General features: G+C 58.6%; 17 protein-coding genes and 3 pseudogenes. 7 read left to right on the top strand and 13 right to left on the bottom strand.

The window, feature by feature from the left end; all coding sequences use genetic code 11:
- Nucleotides 1-92 precede the first annotated feature (92 nt).
- A pseudogene (locus tag C2I35_RS18775) lies at nt 93-856 on the bottom strand (transposase); the annotation flags it as partial.
- A gap of 163 nt (nt 857-1,019) precedes the next feature.
- Here C2I35_RS18775 and C2I35_RS18770 point away from each other — a divergent pair.
- Both C2I35_RS18770 and C2I35_RS18765 read left to right on the top strand, forming a co-directional pair.
- The gene (locus C2I35_RS18770) at nt 1,020-1,592 is read left to right on the top strand and encodes a L,D-transpeptidase (RefSeq protein ID WP_103764574.1); all 573 of its coding nucleotides are present in this window, start codon (nt 1,020-1,022) and stop codon (nt 1,590-1,592) included.
- 121 nt (nt 1,593-1,713) lie between these two features.
- Entirely contained in the window at nt 1,714-2,742 is a 1,029-nt protein-coding gene (locus tag C2I35_RS18765) for an IS30 family transposase (RefSeq protein WP_103764573.1), read from the top strand.
- A 498-nt stretch (nt 2,743-3,240) separates the two neighbouring features.
- Here the strand turns inward: C2I35_RS18765 and C2I35_RS18755 are convergent, their stop codons facing one another.
- The 3 genes and pseudogenes from C2I35_RS18755 to C2I35_RS18745 all read right to left on the bottom strand — a co-directional run bounded on the left by C2I35_RS18755 (nt 3,241) and on the right by C2I35_RS18745 (nt 6,738).
- On the bottom strand, nt 3,241-4,524 hold the full coding sequence (locus C2I35_RS18755; protein ID WP_170067262.1) for an MFS transporter: 1,284 nt from the start codon (nt 4,522-4,524) through the stop codon (nt 3,241-3,243).
- A gap of 136 nt (nt 4,525-4,660) precedes the next feature.
- Nucleotides 4,661-5,811: pseudogene (locus C2I35_RS18750) on the bottom strand (HPP family protein).
- Nucleotides 5,812-5,904: 93 nt separating this feature from the next.
- The gene (locus C2I35_RS18745) at nt 5,905-6,738 is read right to left on the bottom strand and encodes a LysR family transcriptional regulator (protein ID WP_103764570.1); all 834 of its coding nucleotides are present in this window, start codon (nt 6,736-6,738) and stop codon (nt 5,905-5,907) included.
- A gap of 165 nt (nt 6,739-6,903) precedes the next feature.
- Between C2I35_RS18745 and C2I35_RS18740 the strand changes: the two genes are divergently transcribed.
- Genes C2I35_RS18740 through C2I35_RS18730 form a run of 3 tightly spaced genes read left to right on the top strand, consistent with a single transcriptional unit; the run spans nt 6,904 to nt 8,929 of the window.
- Nucleotides 6,904-7,566 carry a 5-formyltetrahydrofolate cyclo-ligase gene (locus C2I35_RS18740; protein WP_211286183.1) on the top strand — a complete coding sequence of 221 codons (663 nt, stop codon included), beginning with the start codon at nt 6,904-6,906 and terminating at the stop codon, nt 7,564-7,566.
- Complete coding sequence (locus tag C2I35_RS18735) at nt 7,563-7,922, top strand: DUF488 domain-containing protein (protein ID WP_103764568.1); 360 nt, start codon at nt 7,563-7,565, stop codon at nt 7,920-7,922. The genes C2I35_RS18740 and C2I35_RS18735 overlap by 4 nt, the downstream gene beginning before the upstream one ends.
- Nucleotides 7,922-8,929, top strand: a complete 1,008-nt coding sequence (locus C2I35_RS18730; protein ID WP_103764567.1) for an NAD(P)H-dependent flavin oxidoreductase — start codon at nt 7,922-7,924, stop codon at nt 8,927-8,929. Before C2I35_RS18735 ends, C2I35_RS18730 begins: the two co-directional genes overlap by 1 nt.
- Before the next feature lie 66 nt (nt 8,930-8,995).
- Here the strand turns inward: C2I35_RS18730 and C2I35_RS18725 are convergent, their stop codons facing one another.
- The 5 genes and pseudogenes from C2I35_RS18725 to C2I35_RS18705 all read right to left on the bottom strand — a co-directional run bounded on the left by C2I35_RS18725 (nt 8,996) and on the right by C2I35_RS18705 (nt 14,318).
- Entirely contained in the window at nt 8,996-10,066 is a 1,071-nt protein-coding gene (locus C2I35_RS18725) for a DMT family transporter (RefSeq protein ID WP_245890555.1), read from the bottom strand.
- A 416-nt stretch (nt 10,067-10,482) separates the two neighbouring features.
- Nucleotides 10,483-11,568, bottom strand: a complete 1,086-nt coding sequence (gene dctP, locus C2I35_RS18720) for a TRAP transporter substrate-binding protein DctP (protein ID WP_103764631.1) — start codon at nt 11,566-11,568, stop codon at nt 10,483-10,485.
- 26 nt (nt 11,569-11,594) lie between these two features.
- Nucleotides 11,595-12,920 (bottom strand): TRAP transporter large permease, encoded by a 1,326-nt coding sequence (locus C2I35_RS18715; protein ID WP_211286182.1) that lies wholly within the window; start codon nt 12,918-12,920, stop codon nt 11,595-11,597.
- Nucleotides 12,917-13,450: a TRAP transporter small permease subunit gene (locus tag C2I35_RS18710; protein WP_103764630.1), complete on the bottom strand. Its 534-nt coding sequence runs from the start codon at nt 13,448-13,450 to the stop codon at nt 12,917-12,919. Before C2I35_RS18710 ends, C2I35_RS18715 begins: the two co-directional genes overlap by 4 nt.
- Before the next feature lie 154 nt (nt 13,451-13,604).
- Nucleotides 13,605-14,318 (bottom strand): annotated as a pseudogene (locus C2I35_RS18705) (IS6 family transposase).
- 708 nt (nt 14,319-15,026) lie between these two features.
- On the opposite strand from C2I35_RS18705, the gene C2I35_RS22220 reads away from it, so the two are divergent.
- Nucleotides 15,027-15,185, top strand: coding sequence for a hypothetical protein (locus C2I35_RS22220; protein ID WP_170067261.1), 159 nt, complete (start codon nt 15,027-15,029; stop codon nt 15,183-15,185).
- A 286-nt stretch (nt 15,186-15,471) separates the two neighbouring features.
- On the opposite strand, the gene C2I35_RS21975 is transcribed toward C2I35_RS22220, so the two are convergent.
- Nucleotides 15,472-15,975 (bottom strand): hypothetical protein, encoded by a 504-nt coding sequence (locus C2I35_RS21975; protein WP_146050080.1) that lies wholly within the window; start codon nt 15,973-15,975, stop codon nt 15,472-15,474.
- A gap of 194 nt (nt 15,976-16,169) precedes the next feature.
- Here C2I35_RS21975 and C2I35_RS18695 point away from each other — a divergent pair, with 194 nt between their 5' ends.
- Nucleotides 16,170-17,201 (top strand): trans-3-hydroxy-L-proline dehydratase, encoded by a 1,032-nt coding sequence (locus C2I35_RS18695; RefSeq protein ID WP_103764565.1) that lies wholly within the window; start codon nt 16,170-16,172, stop codon nt 17,199-17,201.
- Nucleotides 17,202-17,343: 142 nt separating this feature from the next.
- On the opposite strand, the gene C2I35_RS18690 is transcribed toward C2I35_RS18695, so the two are convergent.
- From C2I35_RS18690 to C2I35_RS18680, 3 genes are all read right to left on the bottom strand, one after another.
- Complete coding sequence (locus C2I35_RS18690; RefSeq protein ID WP_103764564.1) at nt 17,344-17,961, bottom strand: antibiotic biosynthesis monooxygenase family protein; 618 nt, start codon at nt 17,959-17,961, stop codon at nt 17,344-17,346.
- Between the two features lie 468 nt (nt 17,962-18,429).
- Entirely contained in the window at nt 18,430-19,926 is a 1,497-nt protein-coding gene (locus C2I35_RS18685) for a fused MFS/spermidine synthase (protein ID WP_103764563.1), read from the bottom strand.
- Nucleotides 19,927-20,175: 249 nt separating this feature from the next.
- Nucleotides 20,176-20,400, bottom strand: coding sequence for a plastocyanin/azurin family copper-binding protein (locus tag C2I35_RS18680; protein ID WP_103764562.1), 225 nt, complete (start codon nt 20,398-20,400; stop codon nt 20,176-20,178).
- Nucleotides 20,401-20,417 lie beyond the last annotated feature (17 nt).

Genomic DNA, 20,417 nt, shown 5'->3' with positions numbered 1-20,417 from the left:
CCGAACCTCATATATTCGGAATTGGCGCTGGCGCGGGACACAGGCCTGATGCTCCGAACAGAAAGCGACGGGGGCAGGCAGGTGAAAGGACTGAGGGAGATCGTGGTGGCGTCGCCGTGCAGGCGCTCGGGCGCCAGAGAATGGGTCCGGATCAGGGCGTGGATCGGCTCGAGCGCGGCAGCACAGGCCCCGACCTTATCATCCAGGGTCGATAGACTGAGATCTACACCCTGCCTGGCGTAGCGCTCGGCCTAGCGGATGGGCGGTTGGTCCGGTCGGAACTTCTCGAACAGAACCATCGTCGGCAAGTTCGGCTCAGCCCATACCCATGGCGTCGGATGGAATGGGGCGGGTAGCTGATTGATCTTCTCGCGGACGGTCTGGGCCACCTTCCATTGCCGGGGGATGACCTCAAGCGTCTCGGTGATGCCTTCGTCCAATTTCACGATGCGGTCCGACCCGCAGAAGGAGCAGGTGGTAGGCGCTTCGATGACCATGCGCTCGCGCGGTAGATGGTCCAGTAAATGCTTGCGCGTCGGGCGTCGGCGTTCGAGGCCGTCGACGGTCGAGGTTTTCGCCACATTCAGGGCTTCAATCTCGTCTTCGGTGGTGGCCGCCTCGAGCTCTTCGAGCTGCAGCTCCAACTGGTCGATCAGCCGGGCTCGGCGTTCCGAGCTGTGGCCAAATTGCTCTCTCCTGAGTTTGGCGAGTCCAGCTTCAGATGCTTGATCATCGCTTTCGAGGTCGAGACCACGGCCCAGGTCTACGCCAGCTCGCTCCCGGCAGCCTCGGCGCGGGGCTCCGAAGCGGCAAGCGCGGCGTACAGCCTGGCGATCTCGGTGGCGGCATCTGGCATGGCTAAAGCGTACCATGCGAGCAAGCATACTCCCAAAAATATGGGTTTGGAGGCGGCCTATCCGGCTTTTTTCGTGCTCAAACTCACGTTTTCTTGAGTTGAACCTAAAGCAACTAGAGCATGCAAAACTGTCTTATGGAAGCGGCAAAGGAACGCTCAAGAAATGGTACAATTCCTCAATAGAAGAATGGCTTTGCGCTCGATCATGGGAGCTGGATTATCAATTTCGGCCGGCCCCGGCTTGTCTCAGAACAATGCAGAGCCGGATACAGTTAAACGGAATATCTCTTCATTTTCGATAGACGAGTGGCAAGATCACTTCGACAATCTTCAGAACGGAGCGATATTGTGCGATACGGTTTCCAGAGCGCTGCAGTTCTGGTCTGAAGACGAAAGCATTTACAAACTTTATCCAACGAGCGTACCCATGAGCGAAGAGCTCACACGCCGCGGGTATACTCGCGTAGTCTACAAGGATCCTGCGCCCGATTGGCGACCAACACCTTCAATGCTTGAGCGCGACCCAACCTTACCAAAATATGTGGCGCCAGGGCCAGAGAACCCGCTAGGTATCAGGGCGCTGCGTCTTAGTTGGCAATACTATAGAATCCATGGCACCCAGGACACACGAAAAATTGGCAGGAGGTCCTCCAGCGGATGCATTGGTCTCTATAACGAACATATCGTGGAATTGTTTGATTTAGCCAAAGTCGGCACGCAGGTAAAAATAATCTAACTTGCATCTCTGAAATTAACATAAGATAAATTATGCGCCACGGAGTTGTACCCGGGAGCGCGCTACCCTGAAGTGCGACTCCTATTAGAAAACAATGAGTTATCTAATGGGAGATCATGGCATGGGAGCCGTTTACACGCAACTATCACTACAAGAACGCCGTAAGATTGAGAGCTGGTGGCATGCAAAGGTGCCCGTCAGAGAGATGGCACGCGTTCTGAAACGCCACAAATCGACGATCTTTCGCGAGATCAAACGCAACTTCTGGGCCGATGATGCCTTCCCGAAGAAGTACGCGGGCTACTTCGGCCACGCGGCGCAATTGCAGACGAACAAGCGTCGATCTGTGGAGCGCAAGCTGATCCGGCATCCTGAGCTGTGCAAGACGGTTGTGCAGCGGATCAAACAAGGTTGGACGCCCGAGCAGATTGGCAACCGTATGATCTATGAAGGCGCAAAACTGCGCGTCTGTCAGGAGACGATCTATCGCTATATCTATTCCAAAGAAGGCATGGCGCAGGAACTCTGGTGGTACCTGCCCGAGCACCGGAAAGCCCGTCGGCCGCGCCGTGCCAGAAAGCGCCAGAAACCCAAGTTCGACCGTGATGTCGGTATCCTGTTCCGCCCGGACGATGTGGCGCATCGGCGTCAGTTCGGGCACTGGGAGGCCGATCTTGTCTTGTTCAAACAACGCTTCGGTCAGTCAAACGTGACCTCCCTCGTGGAGCGCATGAGCCGCTTCACAGTTCTGCTGAAGAACCCGAACAAGCGCACGAAACCAGTCATGGGCAAGATCATGAAAGCCGTGCGGGATCTGCCCTACGTCGCGCGTCGTTCCATCACCTTCGACCGCGGCACCGAGTTCGTCAGCTGGCCCCACCTTCAGGCCGAGATCGGGACGCAAACCTGGTTCTGCGATCCATCTAGCCCGTGGCAGAAAGGCACCGTGGAAAACACCAATCGCCGCGCCCGAAGATGGCTACCAAGGAAGCGCGACATCACGGCGGTCTCAGATCATGAATTGAAAATGATCTGCGACCGCCTCAACGCGACACCTCGAAAGTGCCTCGGGTGGAAGACACCCGCAGAGGTCTTCCGGGAAAAGATGATGGAAGAGATGGGACGATCCCCCTACCCTCAGAAGCAATAGGAGTCGCGGTTCAGGTATCGCTCACAACCGAATTGATCGCCCTTCCGTCTCCCGTTGGGCGATCCTGTAGCGACACCGGCATCGCCGGTGTCGCCTTTTCTAAGGGCGCCGTGTGAAACCGAAAGTCAACGCGAAACCACGTAAGACCTTGATATTTAGGTAATATACTGGGCTTATCTCAGAATTTTACAACTCTTTAAGATTTCGGACCCAAGTGCTTTCCATAACAACAATGGAGACGCAAATGGCCTGCCACTTTACTCAATTTTCAAGCAGCCTAGTACTGAATTCGGAAGCTCAGGCTTCGTACGCTTTAACTCTTCTGGACGCGCTACGCGATGACGAAACAACGTGCACGGGTATGCTCAGTTTCGATGTTTCAGTGCTCGAGGCAGAGGACGCATCGAATGTTCTGTGGTTGCGCGACGCCTAGGCGATTAGCAGGACCGATCCTTATTTGACTGCTGCCCTATCCTCTTGGTGGTGCAAACCTGCGGTTCACTTCGTTTCTGGAGCATTGGGATTCCACTCGGGAATAGGTGGCGCGGAGGCCGGCCAACTTTGGAAGCTTTCCTGGCTTTCGGCATCCGGACGCCCTCGCTGGGCCAAGCGCCAGAGAACGAAAGCGGCGAAGAAGCTTGCTTCCGCCAGGAAGAACGCCCAAAGCCCTGACGTACCGGCAAACTCAAGAGCCGCGGTCGCCACCGCCGGACCAATTGTTGCTCCGCTCGCCCACATAATTAGAATCGTGGATGAAACCATCACGTGATCGGCCGGATCCGTGTGGTCATTGGTGTGAGCGGTTGAGATCGTGTAGAGCGACTCCGCGAGCCCACCCCAAATTGCGAACAGCACGAGAAGTGCCCAAAAACCATCGCCGCTGAGTGCTGCGCCGCCACCCGCAATCACAATCGACACTGCTGAGACGCCAAGCCCTGCGCCAAGAATGACTTTCCGTCGATCCATACTGTCGCTGAGCCAGCCCAGTGGCCATTGTATAACCATGTTACCCCCCTGAAGGGCTGCAATCAGAAGAGCGATGTCGCCCGGCTCCAGTCCGACCTCGGTGCCATACATTGGGCCAACGCCCATCATCGTCATGCCAAGCCCGCCCGAAACGAACGCCCCTATCAGGCCGACGGGAGAAATTCGGTAAACTGCAATCGGTCGGACCGCTATGCGCTCGGGCGGCGCTGGCTGCTGCAACCGCGTAAGCCCGACCGGGATCACGGCCGCTGCGTAAAGACCCGCAAGCAGCATCAGGGCCGCCGTTCCTTCGATATCCACCGCCCGCATAAGAAGTGCGCCGCCGGCGAGTCCAAGCGTGTAGCTTATGTAAAACAGTGCCATGACCCGCCCGCGCCAATTCGAGATGGTCACGGCGTTCAGCCAGCTTTGAGCCACCATGAACATTCCGGTCGTGCAGAACCCGCCCAATACCCGCAGTCCGCCCCAGGAATATAAACCTACGTCGAGGGCCAGCAAAAGCGCCGAAATCGTGCCGATGGCCGCCAGCGATGTGAATGCACGCACGTGACCGCTGCGACGCACCATATGCCCCGACAGAAGGCATCCAAGCAACATGCCCGCAGCATACGCCGTCACAACGAGCCCAACATTGCGCTGCCCGAGTCCCGCCTGATCGAGGCGTACCGGCACGTAAGTTGCCATCAGTCCGTTACCAAGCGCAATTAACGCCATTCCGGCGACGAGCCCTCCAACCTGAACATAAGGACTCGGCCACGGTCGCTTGGCTTCGGTTACGTCGTGCGTTTTAGTCATTTCGCTCCCGATTTGACTGCAAGTTGGGGCCAATTCTCCATAGTCGCGTTCCACTGACGCGGCCTCCGCCATCGCCCGATCCATTGAGTTGATCAAGTACTTTTACCGCAACCGAACTCCGTAGCCACACATCTACCTAATTCGGGTTTGTTCGCACGACGTTTCTCGCCAGCGCCGCGACAAGGTCCGTTCGTGTAACGATGCCAATGATCTTGTCTTTTTCCAGAACAGGAACCGCATCCGTCCCCCGTCGGCCATCATCGGCAGCAACGCCCCGATGGGCGTATCGGCCATCGCACGGGGACCGGCGACACTCATGATGTCTCCGGCCCTTGACGGATTTTCTCGGCTTCGGTCCAGCAGGCGTCGCAAGGCGGCTGCGTATCCGCGGTCAAGACGCAAGGCATCCTCTCTTGCCTGGCGGATCAAGTGGATCTGGAAGATGACTCCAAGGAACTTCTCGCCCTGCTCGACGACAGGAAGGGACGTGAAACGATGCTGCCGGAACAGGTCCGCGACATCGCTCAGCGGCGTTTCGGGGTGGGTCGTGACAAGGTCCCGAGACATGATGTCCTGCGCCGTCATCGGAACGGAGTGATGTGCCGCGGCCTGCATCTCCGCTGCCCCGATCAGGCGCGCCAGGTCCTCGACCCCAAGGTTGAAGGACTGGCTGTAGCGCTCCAGGATGTTTGTCAGTTCTTCCTCGGACAGCCCTAGCCGTTCGGTCGGATTTCGGTCGCCAGTCCCGTGCTGGCTTGGGTCATCGAACTGCCGAAACGGGTAGTGCCGCCCCGTCAATCGCGCATAGATCGTCGCAAAAACCACAAGCGCCACGGTACCCACGCCAATCGGCGCAATCGCGAACCAGAACCCCAGATGCGCGATGGCATCGGGCGACAGGGCCGCCGTCATGGCCACCGCACCCGCCGGCGGGTGGACGGCGCGACACAGCATCGTCGCGGTTACGGCCAGTCCCACGGCAAGGCCGACCCTCAAGGCGGGGTCGTCGACCCATAGGCAAACGGCGACTCCGACCAGTGCTGCTATCGTATTGCCGACAATCGCGGACCAAGGTTGCGCGAGCGGGCTGTTCGGGATCGCGAACAACAGAACGGACGTGGCGCTGAAGGGGGCGACAAGGTACAGCCCCAGTTCCAGGTCGACAGTCGGCGACAGCACGAGCAGTCCGGTCAGCCCCAGCCCGATCAGGGCACCAAGCCCTGCCCGCAAGGCCTCGACGCCGGAAACACGCGCAACCGCAGGGCCAAGTGATTTCAAAATGTGCAAAGAACCGCCTCCCGGCAAGTTGCGCACAAACTTTCATCGCTTGGCGAAAGGTTCAACAGAGCAAATGACCGAACCGGAAATCCGGCCGTCCCATCATCGGAAGGCTCGAACCTCCGCGAGGATCGGATCGATCACGTCAAAGTCCCGCTCCTCGCGGATCAGCACCCAGGCGGGAAGGTCGAAAACCGGCGCGCGCGCCACCGTTTGCAAGTTGCCTTTCCGGAGGTGTCGCTCGACCAGCCTCTCCGGGAAATAGCCGCAGCCACGGCGCACCAGCAGATGCTGCAACCCCAGCCAGCCGATATTGACGGACAGAACCGGGCTGGGAAAACCCGGGAACCCCGCACTAAACTGATCCGAGAATTCCGGCCCCCAATCGACATGGATATAGGCGTCGGGGGTCATCGCGCCCTCGGGGTCAGAGGTCACCATGACAAGGCGTTCGGTGAACAATGGCAGCAGGTCCAGGTTTGGCCGCCGCTGCGGTGTATACATAGCCGCGATATCCAAACGGCCATCCACGATGCCCTGCATCAGTTCCGGCTCGAATCCGATCTCCGCGCGCAATGACAGATCGGGTCGGGCCACGCTGATGTCCGCAAGCCATGGAGTCAGGAATGCTTCCCACAGACCTATCCGGGCACCTATGTTGATGCGGGCGGAAAATCTCCGGGGCAAGCCGATCTCTCGCTGCGCTTGCTCCAGCGCGCGCACCATCTGCCCCGCGTGGATCAGGAACCGTTCACCGTCATGCGTCAGAACCGCGCCCGCCTTGCTGCGGTTGAACAGCCGCCGGCCCAGCAACTGCTCCAGCGCGTGGATCCGGGCACTGACCGTCGATTGCGTGATGTGCAGCAGGTCGGCCGCGGCTACGAAGCTGCCGCTGTCGGACACCGCAAGGAACGTGCGTGCATGTTCAATGTTCATACCTAACCATAGTATCGCGAATCGCGATTTGAAATATTGATTAAATTCGTTTTCGCGATTTCACAATGTGGCCGATAGTGGCGTTGACGCTGCAAGGTTCGCCTCGTGCGGCACACGACCCGCTCGAAGGGGCTTTTTCACGCCCCACATCAGACGGAGACCGAAATGACCGACAGAGGATACGCATCCTCCCCTTGTTACATGCACGAGTTCGACGACAGTGCGCGTGCCGTGTCGCCGCCCGACCCCGGGAACTGGTCGGAAATCGCACGCTGGCGCAAGCTTCAGCGTGAAGACCTGATCGAGAAACGCCTCGAACTTTCGGTCCGCACCAGACAGGCAACATCGCGCCGCATCGCCGCGACCCTGGACTCGACGGTGGATCTCGCGTCGAAACCCGTCATCGGCATCTACTGGCCGTTTCGCGGCGAACCCGACCTGCGCGACTGGATGCGCAGTGTGACCGAGCGCGGCGGTCGGATCGGGCTGCCCGAAGTCGTCGACAAGGCAAAGCCCCTCGTGTTCCGGGAATGGATCCCGGGCTGTTCCATGCGGCGCGGTGTCTGGAAAATCCCGGTTCCGGACAATAACACGTGCCTTCTGCCGGACATCGTGATCTCGCCAGTGGTCGGCGCCGATGCGGCAGGGTTCCGGCTGGGATACGGTGGCGGCTTCTACGACCGGACGTTGGCCAGTCTCTCACCGAGGGTCCGCGCAATTGGTGTCGGGCACGTTGTCTCGACACTCCGCACGATCTATCCGCAACCCCACGACATCGCGATGGACGACATGATCCTCGTCGACCCGGCCCGGGACCAAGCGCAATGACGCAGATCTGGACCAAGCGCGCCTATGCCGAGGCGCATGCGAATGACGGCACGCGCATTCTGGTCGACCGGGTCTGGCCGCGCGGCGTGTCCAAGGCGGCCCTGGATATCGCGGCATGCGAAAAGGACGTCGCACCGAGCAAGGACCTGCGCCAGTGGTTCGACCACGACCCCGGCAAATGGGATGAGTTCCGCGACGCGTATTTCGCGGAACTCGACAAACGGCGCGACGCGGTCGAACGGATTGCCGGTCAGGTGCGCGAAGGCCGGGTCACGCTGATCTATGGCGCAAAGGACGAGCGTCACAACAACGCCGTCGCGCTCAAGGACTATCTCGAACGAAGATCCGTTACCTGATGCGCGGCATACTGCACCAACCAATCTGCGACATTCTTGGCTGCGATTACCCCGTCCTTCAGGCGGGCATGGGCGGCGTCGCACGCGCCGAACTGGCGGCGGCGGTCTCCGGTGCGGGCGGGTTCGGATGCCTCGGCATGGTGCGCGAGCCTTGCGACCTGATAAAGCGGGAAATCGCGGAGGTGCGACACCGAACCGACCGCGCATTCGGGGTGAACCTCATTCCGGCTGCGACCGCCCCCGACCTCTTCACCGAACAGCTGAAGACCTGCAAGGACGAAGGCATCGAAACTCTGGTCTTCTTCTGGGATGTCATGCCCGAGGCCGTCGCGCACGGCAACGACCTTGGCATGCAGGTCATCTACCAGGTAGGCTCAGTCAGCCAGGCCCGCGCCGCGGAAGCGGCCGGCGCGGTCGCGATCATCGCCCAGGGCGTCGAGGCCGGCGGGCATGTGCACGGCACTGTATCCTCGCTTGTTCTGGTGCCGCAGGTGGCAGCCGCAACCCACTTGCCTGTCATCGCTTCGGGCGGTTTCGCAACCGGACGCGGCCTCGTTGCGGCCATGGCACTCGGTGCGCAGGGCATCCACTGCGGCACGGCCTTCCTCGCGGCAACGGAAGCCTTTGCCCATGAACTTCACAAACAGCGCGTCGTTCAGGCGACCTCGGACGAGACGGTCCATACGGACGCCTTCGTCATCAACTGGCCCAAGGGCGCCGCGGTCAGGGTCCTGCGCTCCGCCGTCACCGACAGTCTGGGCGACCGGCTGTTCGGCCACGACCCCGACGCGATCCCCCGCCACCGGATCGCCGACGAGGACGGCAAGCCGATATATCGCTGGAGCACGGACTCCCCGCTGCGCTCGATGCAGGGCGATCTGGATGAACTCGCACTCTTTGCCGGTCAGTGCGTTGGAGACGTACACGCCATCCGCCCCGCTGCCGAGATCGTGGCGGATATCCTTGAAGAGGCCCGCGAACAGATTGCCCTGATCCAAGCGAGATGACACGTTTGCGGCGCAGACCGCCATGGCCCGGCACCGCCCCCTCGGCCGAGCCAAAGAATGTGGCGGTCAACGCACCCGGATGCGGCGTGTTCTGCGACGACCCGGCAAGATGCTGCCCCGGTTCGAAGGCACCTGTTCACGCCAGAAGACATACAGTCCAGACGCCAGGATGATCGCGACACCGACCCACGTCAACTCGTCGGGAAAGTCACCGAACACAATGTAGCCGACAATGGTCGCCCCAATGATTTCCAGGTACTGGAACGGCGCCAGCATACCGGCCTCCGCACGGCGGAACGCCTCTGCAATCAGAATGAAGCTCACAGCCGCGAACAGACCGGATGCGGCGATGGCACCCCAACCCCAATCCGGCAGCGTTGCGAAGTCTGGCTGGATCCAGCCGGCGGCAGCCAGGATAATGCACAGGGATGTCATGCCAACGCACGCATACGCCGTCGCGCCACACTGCACGGTCAGGCCCGAGCGGATACCGGACGCGCGGCGCAGCACGATCATGTTCAGCGCATAGGCCGTCGCCGCCACAAGCGGCAGCAGCGCGGCGAGCCCTAGGTCGCCGCCGGGGCGCACCACGAGCAGCACCCCGATAAGGCCGACGCCCACGGCCACCAAACGCCGCGGCCCAACGCGCTCTCCAAGCAGCGGACCGACCAGCAATGTCAAAATCAGCGGCTCGGCAAAGAAAATCGCAATGGCCGTGGCGATGGGCATGACGGAGAACGCCCAGACGAGACTGGTCAACGTTATCATGACAAGGCCGCCCGAAAGCACTACGATGGGGGAAAACATCGGACCACGCAGCCGATGCCGCAGCACTACAGCAATCGGCATCATCACTAGGCCCTGCGCCAGCAGGCGCGCAGTCGTCACTTCCACCGCCCCCAAATGCGAGGTCAGCAGCTTGGCAAAGGTGTCGCCCACTGGCAGAAGCAGCATCGCCATCGCCATGCAGATCATCCCGACGAGAGGTCCGGTTGCAGCACCCCGCGATCCGGTCAGTACATGCGTCATGGTCATCACTCCATAAATCCAGAGGCCCGGCGCGAACAGGGCAGGAGATGTCCGGGCGTCCAGGACATGAAACGAATTGTGGGAAACAGCCTTGCAATACGGCGCCACCGCCAAGGCCTGTGATCCGTTTCTAGACCCCGATGCCTGGTTCGGTCAAGCGGTGTTCACAAGCTATTACCAACCCGTGATCGATGTTGCCCTTCGGCACTCGGAAGACCTGTCAGCCTGTCTTGCGGCTCGGCATGGCGTCGGCCCGGGTGCCCGCCTTGTAGTTGCCATAGCCCTCCAGACTCTGAGCTAATGGAATGAACTGGGACTGTTGCATTAATTGAATGTCCTGACAATTGACGAAGATTCCAGCCCATATTTAGGTGTAGAAATTCTCAACTCTTCAAAATGTGGCACGGATCTATGCATCATCTCGGTCGATTTGGGGCCAAACTAGGTTAATGCAACAGTCCCGTGCACTCAAATGCAAATGCCCGCCTTGTGGCGGGCATTCGACTTAGCACCATTCGAGGAAGTCAGCCTGCGCAGTCTCTCAGTGCGGCAACGTCCGGGCCGTTGGGCGTGCGCCCGAGGTTGAACGGGGCGGAGGCGTCGCGCCATTGGGCATAGTCCTCGAGATATTCCACCATGCTGAGATAGACCTTGGCCGAGTTCGGGTTCTCGCAGGCAGTCTCGACGATCACCTCATTCGCCATCTGCTGGACTTGCTCCAGAGTTTCGTCGTCATAGCGGTTGATCTCGACCGCTTCGTCGAACTTGGCATAGGCCTCAGTGGCGCGTTTTTCTGTGAAGGCCAGCGACCACAGCAGTGTCGCGTCTGCCGCGATCTGCAGTTTCTCCTGGGTCTCGGGGCTCAGCGCGTCCCAGGCAGTCTTGTTGATCATCACGCCGAACACGGAGGCCGATTGGTGCCAGCCAGGTGTCGCCCAGTATTGGGTGACCTGTTGAAAGCCGCCCGACCAGTCGACATTGGGAGTCGAGAACTCGGCACCGTCGATCACGCCGCGCTCGAGCGACTGATAGATTTCGCCGCCGGCCATCGACACCTGGTTACCGCCGAGCCGCTCGAGCAGCTTGCCTTGCTCCAGGCCGGAAAGACGCAGGCGCTTGCCCTGCAGGTCTTCCAGATTAACGATCGGCTCGTTGGTGCGGAAGCCGGATTCGTTGTTGGTCACGCCGTAAGGCAGGTAGACCATTTCAAATTGTCCGTAGATCTCGTTATAGAGCTCTGCGCCGCCCCATTGCTGAATCCAGTTCACGTAGTCGACAGCATTGAAGAGGCTGGGGGTGGTCGCCAGCGGCGAAAAGGCGGCGTCGCGTCCGGCCCAGTAGCCGGGCCAGTCTGCGCCGGCCTGGATCGTGCCGGATTCGACAGCACCGAACACCTCGCCCGAGGGGACGAGAGCTCCGCCCTCAAAGAACTCGATGGTCAGCTCGCCTTGCGTCAGCTTGTTGGCCAGGTCGACAAAGTGCTTGTCGGTTTCGATCAGTTCCAGAGACGAGGGCCAGGTGGTGGTCATCGTCCAGTTTTCCTGCGCCGTGGCATGGCTGGCCACCGCTGTCGCGGCCGCGGCCGCAAATGTTATCACCTTCATAGTCATGGTCTCTCCCTTTTCCATGGTTGAGGTTACTGGGTATAGAGGACGTCCGGCAGCCATGTGACCAGGGCCGGGAACAGGGCGACGAGCAGACACATCACCACGATCAGCGCGATGAACGGCAGAACGCCGCGGATGATCGCGCCTGTGCGCAATTCCTTGGGCGCAATGGCCCTGAGGTAGAACAGCGCATATCCGAACGGTGGTGTCAGGAACGAGGTCTGAAGGACAACCGCCATCAGCACGACGAACCACAACAGGTTCACATCGGGCATTTCCTGGATGATGGGCAGGAAGATCGGGAAGGACAAGAGCACGATCCCGGTCCAGTCGAGGAACGCGCCCAGGATGAACACGATCACCATCATCATGGTGATCAGCATCCACGGTTCCATGTCCAGGGTCCGGATGATCTCCTGTGTTGCTCGCAGACCGCCGGTAATATTGAAGACGCCGGTGAACGCGGTCGCCCCCACCACGATGAAGAGGATCATCGCAGAGGTCCGCCCGGTTTCGAGCATCGCGCCGTAGAAACTGCCAAGCCGGAACCGGCCACGCGCAATGACGATGAGGAGCGCCAATGCTGCGCCGAGGGCCGACGCTTCGGTCGCGGTTGCGATCCCCGCCAGAAGTGATCCGAGAATGCCGAAGATCAGAACCAGCGGCGGCAGCGCCTCGACCACCAGCATACGCAGGAGCGTGGCGCGTTCGACCTTCTCTTCGGGCTCGACCGCCGGGGCCAAGTCCGGTCTTATCACGGAAATGAAGTAGACATACACGGCATAGCTGAGCCCGAGCATAACACCGGGGATCATCGAGCCAGCAAAGAGTTCGCCCACCGACAGTGGCGAATAGCTGGCCATCAGGATGAGCATGATGGACGGCGGTATGAGGATGCCGAGACAGCCCGATGCGGCGATAACCCCGGCGGTGAGCGAAGGCGCGTAGCCGTATTGCAGCATCGGGCGCAGGGCCATGACGCCCATAACCGTGATCGAGGCACCGATGATGCCCGTCGTCGCGGCCAGAAGAATCGAGATGAAAACGACTGCAAGGGCAAGTCCGCCCCGAACCTGGCTGAGCAGAAGGCGCAGGGTTTCGAACATTCGGTCCGTTACGCCTGAATCCGACAGGAACCGCGCCATGAGGACGAAAAGCGGAATGGCGATAAGGGTGTAGTTGTCCAGAACGTCGCCGAAAATCCGGTTGATGACGATGCCCAAGACCATCGGCTTGCCCGCGATTATCGCAGTCAACACGGCCGTGCCGCCCAGGACGAATGCCAGCGGATGCCCTAGGAACAAGCCCGCCAGTAGCAGGCCGAACATCAGAACCGCGATAAATTCGGGATTCATTCAGAGACCTCCTGCCGGTCGAAAATGATTTTCAGAACCTCCGAGATCCCTTGAAGCAGCAAGAGCCCCGCTGCCACGCACATGGCCATCTTGAGTGGATAGACTGGCATCTGAATGGCGCCGTATGTCACTTCGCCCTGCGACCAGGAGCGCATGGCGAACTCCCAAGACCGGGTCAGAAAGACCCACGCGAAAGGGAAGAAGAAGATTACATAACCCAGAACGCTCACGATACGCTGCGCATTGTGGCCAAATCTTTCTGTCAGGATGTCGACACGGACATGCGCATTGTGCCGCAATGCGTATCCCCCGAGCAGCACGAAATAGAAGCCGAATAACTGCTTGGAAACATCAAAGGCCCAGCGTGTCGGCTCGCTGAATACGTAGCGCAAAACAACATCATATATGATGATTGCCGCGAATATGATGGCCAGAACAGAGACGATCCTGCCGACTATTTCGTTCAAGCCGTCGATTGCACGCACCAGAACCACTGCGAAGTCTCCTCCCTGGTGATCCGCGAATGTCATGGTGCCCTGCAACCACGATCCCCGTCTCCGGCACGACCATCGGGCAATTCGCATGGAAGTGCAAGCGATCGAGGAAAGCTGTATAAGCCTATGCTTTTATTGGGTCTGTTGCATTAACATGAGAGCCGCACACTAGGAGGCGGAACCCCATCCTTCAGGCAGCTTCCGGGAAGAGCTTGGCGACGAAGTCGATCTCGTTTGCAACTCCGGTCTTGCAGTTCTCGAATTGGCCCTTTCGGATCGTGCGGAAGGTTTCGATCCCAGCGAGGGCAGCCTTCGCTCCGGCCATGGTTCGGAAACCACGCATCGGTCGCAGTCGCTGCTTCAGGGCAGCATGATCGCTCTCGATCCGGTTGTTCAGGTACTTTCGATCGACGTGCCGGATCACATCCTCCGGCCCGAGCCGGTCATTGATCTCACCGATCACCTTCGCATAGCTGTGCGCCTTGTCAGTGACGATCGTCAGCGGGTGGTAGAGTCGTACCGTCTCTCGGGCCTGCCGCAAGAAGGCTCTTACAGCCTTGGCATTTCGCCGCGCGGTTATCCGAAAATCGATCAACTGGCCGAACTGATCGACGGCGCGCCATAGATAACACCAGCGTCCGCCGACGCGGATGTCGATCTCATCGACATGCCATTGCAACCCACGCCAGGAACGATGACCACTGTAGGCCCGTTCGCGGATCTCGAGGCCGAACTTCCTGACCCAGCGGTGGATCGTGGAGGCGTCGACCGTCACCCCGCGCTCGCCCAGCATGTCGCGGACGTCTCAGCACGACAGCGGATAACGACATTACCAGCGCACCGCCAAAAGGATGATCTCTCGCGGAAACCGATGCCGCTTGAACGGGTTCTTGCGCTGCGCCATCGGCTCCCCCATCATCAACAACACGCGGAACCTGCGCAATCGAAGAGGTTAATGCAACAGACCCGAATAGACTAATTGCAAGCCTATCCGTTTCGGATACGCCAGACCGCTGGATGACCAACAGGTTGGACGCCATCAACTTACGAGTTTTTTCGAATCAAGAAACTTGGAGCCAGACCTCGTGATCACCACGCGTCCGAATTCGCCGATTCTGACGAGACCGCAGTCGATTAAAGGCTCCACTTTCGTTCTATCGAAATATGGCTGACCGCCAGATTTGATCTTTCGAAGAAGATCAAGGGATCGGCCCTCAAGGTGCACACGGTTTCTTTCCATAGCACTAACCTCCCGACCTTAGGATCTGCGCTATTCTTGGAGACGTCAACGTGCGAATTCAGCGCCGTGATTTTGCGCTAACTCTGGCTTAATTTATAGTTCACGTGCACTTTGAATGGCCCGCGCTGACGGGATTTGCGCATAGGCGCGGGCGACACCGCCTCTTGAACCCTACGGCGTGAAACCCCGGTGGTTGTCTCCGTCTCGCCTGCGGAACCTTTCGGACGCGCCGGAGTTTCGCGCGGATTCCGCGCGTTATTCGCCCGCGCTTCCCAAAGTTCTTTCCGCTTGGCGAGGTGCTCGGCCAATCTGCGTCGTAGCAACGGTTTATTAACTTTTTGATGCGACACTCCCTGCACAGGAGGGTTGCAGATGACCAAAGAACGACTGGAAGAAGCAGAGCGGGTCCTTGCTGCCTACGCGGCGCAATACGGCCTAAATGACGAAGCCAGGAGGTATTTCGCAAAGTGGGGAACGGCGAAAAAGCTGCTGTCCGTTGGCGTGGAACAACCGAGTGAAAGGCACAAATAGCCACAAGACTGCCTGTAAATTGCCAGTGTGAGCGACAAGTCACTCTGCTACGAGCACAACACCCAAAACGAACGTCAGGAAAAACGCGTATCCAATGTACGCGTGGGTCTACTTTATTCTGCTGTCCCTTGGCTTGAGCCTAATGCGGGTTGAACTGAATGCCCGCCGCTTTTGTTCCGATTTGCGCTGCCGTACCTGCCAGGCCCCCGAGACGGTCCAAGGTCTGCGACGCGGTGAAAGTCGCGTGCAGCGCGATCAGATTCAGCCCGACAGCAAAAGCGTGGAGTTAGTGGTCGCGCTTGCGGGAAAGTCGATGAATGACATCTATCACACTAAGGCATCCAAGGAAAAAGCCGACAGCAATTACTCCGGTTGGGTGAGCGATTTTATCCTTTCCTGATAAAGCTACCAAGAGACCTCCGCAGAAGAAGAAGATAACCTGCGTCCACTGATAACACGCCATCCATTTCTCTTTCTTGGACGCAGGCGGATATGCAAACTCTCGGTTCACTTGACTGTTAAAGATCAGTTTTTCCTTGTTCCAGCCCATATGTGCCAAGGTCAAAAATGATCCCACCAAAAATGCAGCAACCGCTGTCAATTGAAGCCCCAAAATGGATGAGCTGAAAAGAACAACAGTCAATGCTATAGAAAGCAGACAGAGTTGAACCGCAATTATGGTTCCAAACCTTCCGCGAAGTGACACTATGAACATGATGCTTTCAACTCCAAGATAATCGGTTTTTTTAGGTATTGAAACTGACATGATTAAGGCAAGGCCGTCTCCCACCCAATAATATTCAGGCAGGGATGGGCTCCTTCCAGACGTCCGCCGCAAGCTGCGTGAATGTCGGCTGTGCGGACAAAGCTGCCTGTTTAGGTTGGTAGGGCGACGTCTGCTTTTACCACCGCCAGGGCTGAGACTCGTCGGGGCGAGGTCCGAATACACTCGCAATTTCCACGAAGCCACTCGATAAAAGCAAAATGCGCAGCACGAAAACAATCCATGTGGTTTCCTGCCACGCCGAGGGCGAGGTGGGGGATGTTATTGTCGGTGGGGTCTCTCCGCCTCCGGGCGAGACGCTGTGGGATCAGCGGACGTGGATCGCCCAAGACCAAACGCTCCGGAATTTCGTCTTGAACGAACCACGCGGCGGCGTTTTCCGCCATGTGAACCTGCTGGTGCCGCCTAAGCATCCCGAAGCTCAGGCGGCCTGGATCATCATGGAGCCCGAGGACACTCCGCCCATGTCCGGCTCCAATTCCATCTGCGTTTCCACGGTGCTTTTGGATAGCGGCATCGTTCCCATGACAGAACCCGAGACGCATATGGTGCTAGAAGCCCCCGGCGGGCTGGTGCGTGTCCGCGCCGAATGCAAGGGAGGGAAGGCCGAGCGCATAAATGTGCAGAACGTGCCCTCCTTTGCTGGCGAGCGAGGTATCAAACTCGATGTACCGGGTTTTGGTGCCGTCACGGTGGACACGGCCTATGGTGGTGATAGTTTTGTAGTGGTCGATGCGGCGGCGTTGGGCGTGGAGTTCAAGCCCGAAGAGGCACGCAAGCTTGCCGAGCTCGGCGTCAAGATCACCAACGCCTTCAACGCCAGCCACAACTTCCACCACCCCACGAACCCGGAATGGACCCATGTATCCTTCTGCCTCTTTGCCGGTCCACTGCGCAATAAGGCGGGCCGACTCAAGGCGGCTTCTGCCGTGGCAATTCAACCCGGCAAGATCGACCGATCGCCGACGGGCACCTCGGTTTCGGCGCGGATGGCCTTGCTTCATGCGGCGAAGGAGATGGGAGTCGGCGACGACTTCGAAGCAACCTCGCTTATCGGCTCGACGTTTACCGGCAAGATCGTCGCAGAAGTCCAAGTGGGCAACACCAAGGCGATCATTCCCGAGATTTCCGGCCGCGGCTGGATCACCGGCACGCATCAATACATGCTAGACCCCTCCGACCCGTGGCCCGAGGGCTACCGACTGAGCGATACGTGGCCGGACCTAAAGTAGGGCGTCAGAGAAGCGGTCATACGTGAAAGTTGCAGCAACTTTCAGTTTGGGCTCATCGCATACCTCCGCTACGAGAGCATGAAGGTCTGCTATGCGTTTTTTCCGTCATTCGCTAAGTTCGCTGGAATAGCGATTTTGGGCGTCATTCGCCATTCTCGACCGGTTCAAAATATTGAGGGGCCTCAGCACGGTCGTACATTCCGTAGTCTCTTGACACGCGGGCGAGGAGCGCAGTCAAGACGTTGCCACCATTGAGTGCTTCGTCGATCTTTGATCGCCCGTCGCCTTCGTTGCCAACTTCAATAATACTTAGGTAAGATTTTGTTTCTGTCACACTGGCGAAGGTTTCGCCTTCCTGTGTCGCTAGCTGATTTGGGCGCCTGAGAATAACGACAAAACGGTCTGTTGTCCGGTGCGATGTAGTATATGAACCGTCATTGCTCCATTCTTCAGCCTCGGAATTCGGTTCCTGATAACGCAACGTATGCGAAATTCGAATGCGGTAGTCTTTGAAATGCTCGAACCGTCCTGCCTTCTGAGATTTGTGGTGCTCCCTGTCCGTTCTCCATCGCGCAATTGATGCCTCATCGCGCCAGAGTGAATGAGAGAGGATGACCTTCGGGCGGGACAGAGACTTGAACCGCTCAATATAAATCAAGCCGTCATGTTGCATCAAAATAGGACGGAGTTTTGTTGCGTGCCGGAAATAGTGATCTTCATGGCCGTCGCGTGGCTCCATCTCAAAAAGTAGTGCCTGCATGTTTCAAACGCATCCTTTGTGATTCGTACACGTGAAGACAAAGATGGGCTGCTCGTCCCGTCCCGATCCTATTCCTACACGCCCAGAGCTTGGTGAAAGCGTCTATAGGTCCAGTCATGTCGCTTTTGCTTCATCGGAACATTATGCAGGTTCGATTGCCTATGTCAGCATCAGTGCCCGAAAAAACAGAAGACATGAAATTTCACGCAAATGATGGCAGCATGTGCGGGCTCTGTTGAGTTCCGCCTGCAATTTAGGTTGCATAACACACATTGCCACCATTTGAACAAACTGAAGCACCGGTCAAATTAGGCTCAACCCCGACTTTCGCCGTAAGGTGCATTAAGGTCGGCAAGGCGGACAAATCTGCCTCTAGCTTCATCACAGCGTTGTACTTCATGCCTGGTGACCGCTCTACGGGCAGACCGAAAGTTAGCGAATTCGATCTCCATCTCGTGTTACGCAAGATCAATCGGTGAGCCCCATGAGGCGGTCGATCGGCGCAAAATCGTCGGTCAAAACCCGGCCATGTCGGTCCGCCATTTCTGCGACCATTTCGTCTGAAAGCGCGCCGAAAGCTTTTTGGTTGGGCGCGCTTGCGAGGAAGCTATCGCTTTGAGTTGGCACATCGCCGCCCACGACCACAAACACCATACGTTGGCCGGGCGTTGGCTGAACTTGCTCCGCCCAAACCTCGACCACTGGGAAAACGGTCTGCATCGTCACGACAATCGAGGCGAGGGCGCCAAGCCTGTCCTCGTGGTCAATCACGTTCATCAGGAAACTGCCGCCATCTGACAGCCGTTTCGCTGCAAGCTCAAAGAACTCGCGTGTCACAAGATGGACCGGCACCACGACATCCGTGAAGGCATCTCCAATGATGATGTCAAAGCGCGCCTCTGGCCTTGTGAGCAATGCGTGACGCCCGTCTTCATGCAGGACCGTGGCGGAGGCTGGATCGAACCAGAAAGACTCAGCAGCCATCTGTGTGACCGCAGGGTCGATCTCGGCCACGGTTATCTCTCCGGTCCCGCGTGCCGCAAAGGCGCGCGGAACGGCATAATTGCCGCCGCCAATATGAAAACTGGTGAACTCGGCCCGAGTAGCACGGAGTATCGAAAGCCTGTCGAGCATTGCGGTGTGTTCCGTAAACTGGACCTCCGGCAGCCTCGCCGCGCTGATACCATGCGCCAGATGGTCGATGACCATTAGGCGCACCGGGTCTGACGGATTTGCCGAAATATCTTCGACACGAAGACAGAAGTAACGGCTTTCGCGATCGCAAGGGGCTGGTGCGTTCAAAGCGAGGGTGGCCGTGCCGAGCGCCACGAGTGACGCGAGAAATTCCGCGCCGGTTCCGCTCCATCCTCCCAGACGGAAAAACAGCAGACCTGAGACAAGGTAAACCGCAGTCACGACTACAAGCGTTGCGGACGAGCCGAGCCATGAGATGAAGAAAAAACCGGCGAGGAGGGTTCCGGCGATAGCTCCGATGGCCCCAGAGGCGAACATCGCGCCGAGGGCCGGCCCTGTCCTGTCCGTGCTTGTCACCGCGATCATGGCGAGAACCGGCGCCGGCACTCCTGCGAAGAAGGAAGGCAGGAAGAACACCAGTGCCGTGAGTGCCGTAATGCTCCAAATCTGCTGCGGCACCACGTGGAGCACCCAACCCGCCACGGCGGGCAGTAACAGGACAGCACCGCCCGTCGTGATTGCACCGGCAAGCATAGCACCGCCGGTCCATCTGAGGGACACTGGCGCCGGTTTCTCGGCCAGCCGACCGCCCCACCAGTGCCCAGCAGAAAACCCCGCAAGGACGACAGCAATCACCGCGGTCCATGTGTAAAGCGACATACCGACATGCGGCGCCAGCATGCGCCCTGCTACGATTTCCACGACAAGCGATGCCGCGCTGACGACGCCTTGCGCAGTCACCAGAAGACATAAAGGTGTTGTGCGTGTCATGGGGTCTCCTCATGGATCATTCACCTGAAACCATGAACAGTCTTGGATCAAGAGTAGCTTCAGGAAAATTGAGAAGGCGCTGAAACCTAAGAGCGAAGGATCGTGAAGCCACCTTTGGGCTCAGAGCTGCCGTTCGCCGTACCTGCGAAGCTCTCACTTCCCTCCGAGGTCCGCTGTGCGGACTTTTCAGACCTTCGCTGGGTTATGAACGAGGGTCCGCTTCACCTACGGACAACCGCGTTCTGGGTATTATTCGCCAGTCATAAGAATCTTTGACATCCGCTCACGCGCACGTCGCGGCACTGCATCCGGCAGCGGCGTCGCATCGTCGACGTCCCCTACGTCGATAATCATCACCATGCCCATGGCGTAATGCGGTGAGCACTTGATGCCGTAGCGTCCCTTAATCTCGAAGCTGACGGAGATCTCTTCGTCGATTTTTCCAATAAAACTTTGGGCACCTTCGGGTAGCATCTCGGGAATGGGCGTAG

Origin of the sequence: Roseovarius confluentis, assembly GCF_002917925.1 — a bacterium.
In the GTDB taxonomy this organism is placed as follows: domain Bacteria; phylum Pseudomonadota; class Alphaproteobacteria; order Rhodobacterales; family Rhodobacteraceae; genus Roseovarius; species Roseovarius confluentis.
This window is presented reverse-complemented; position numbering and strand designations above follow the sequence as displayed.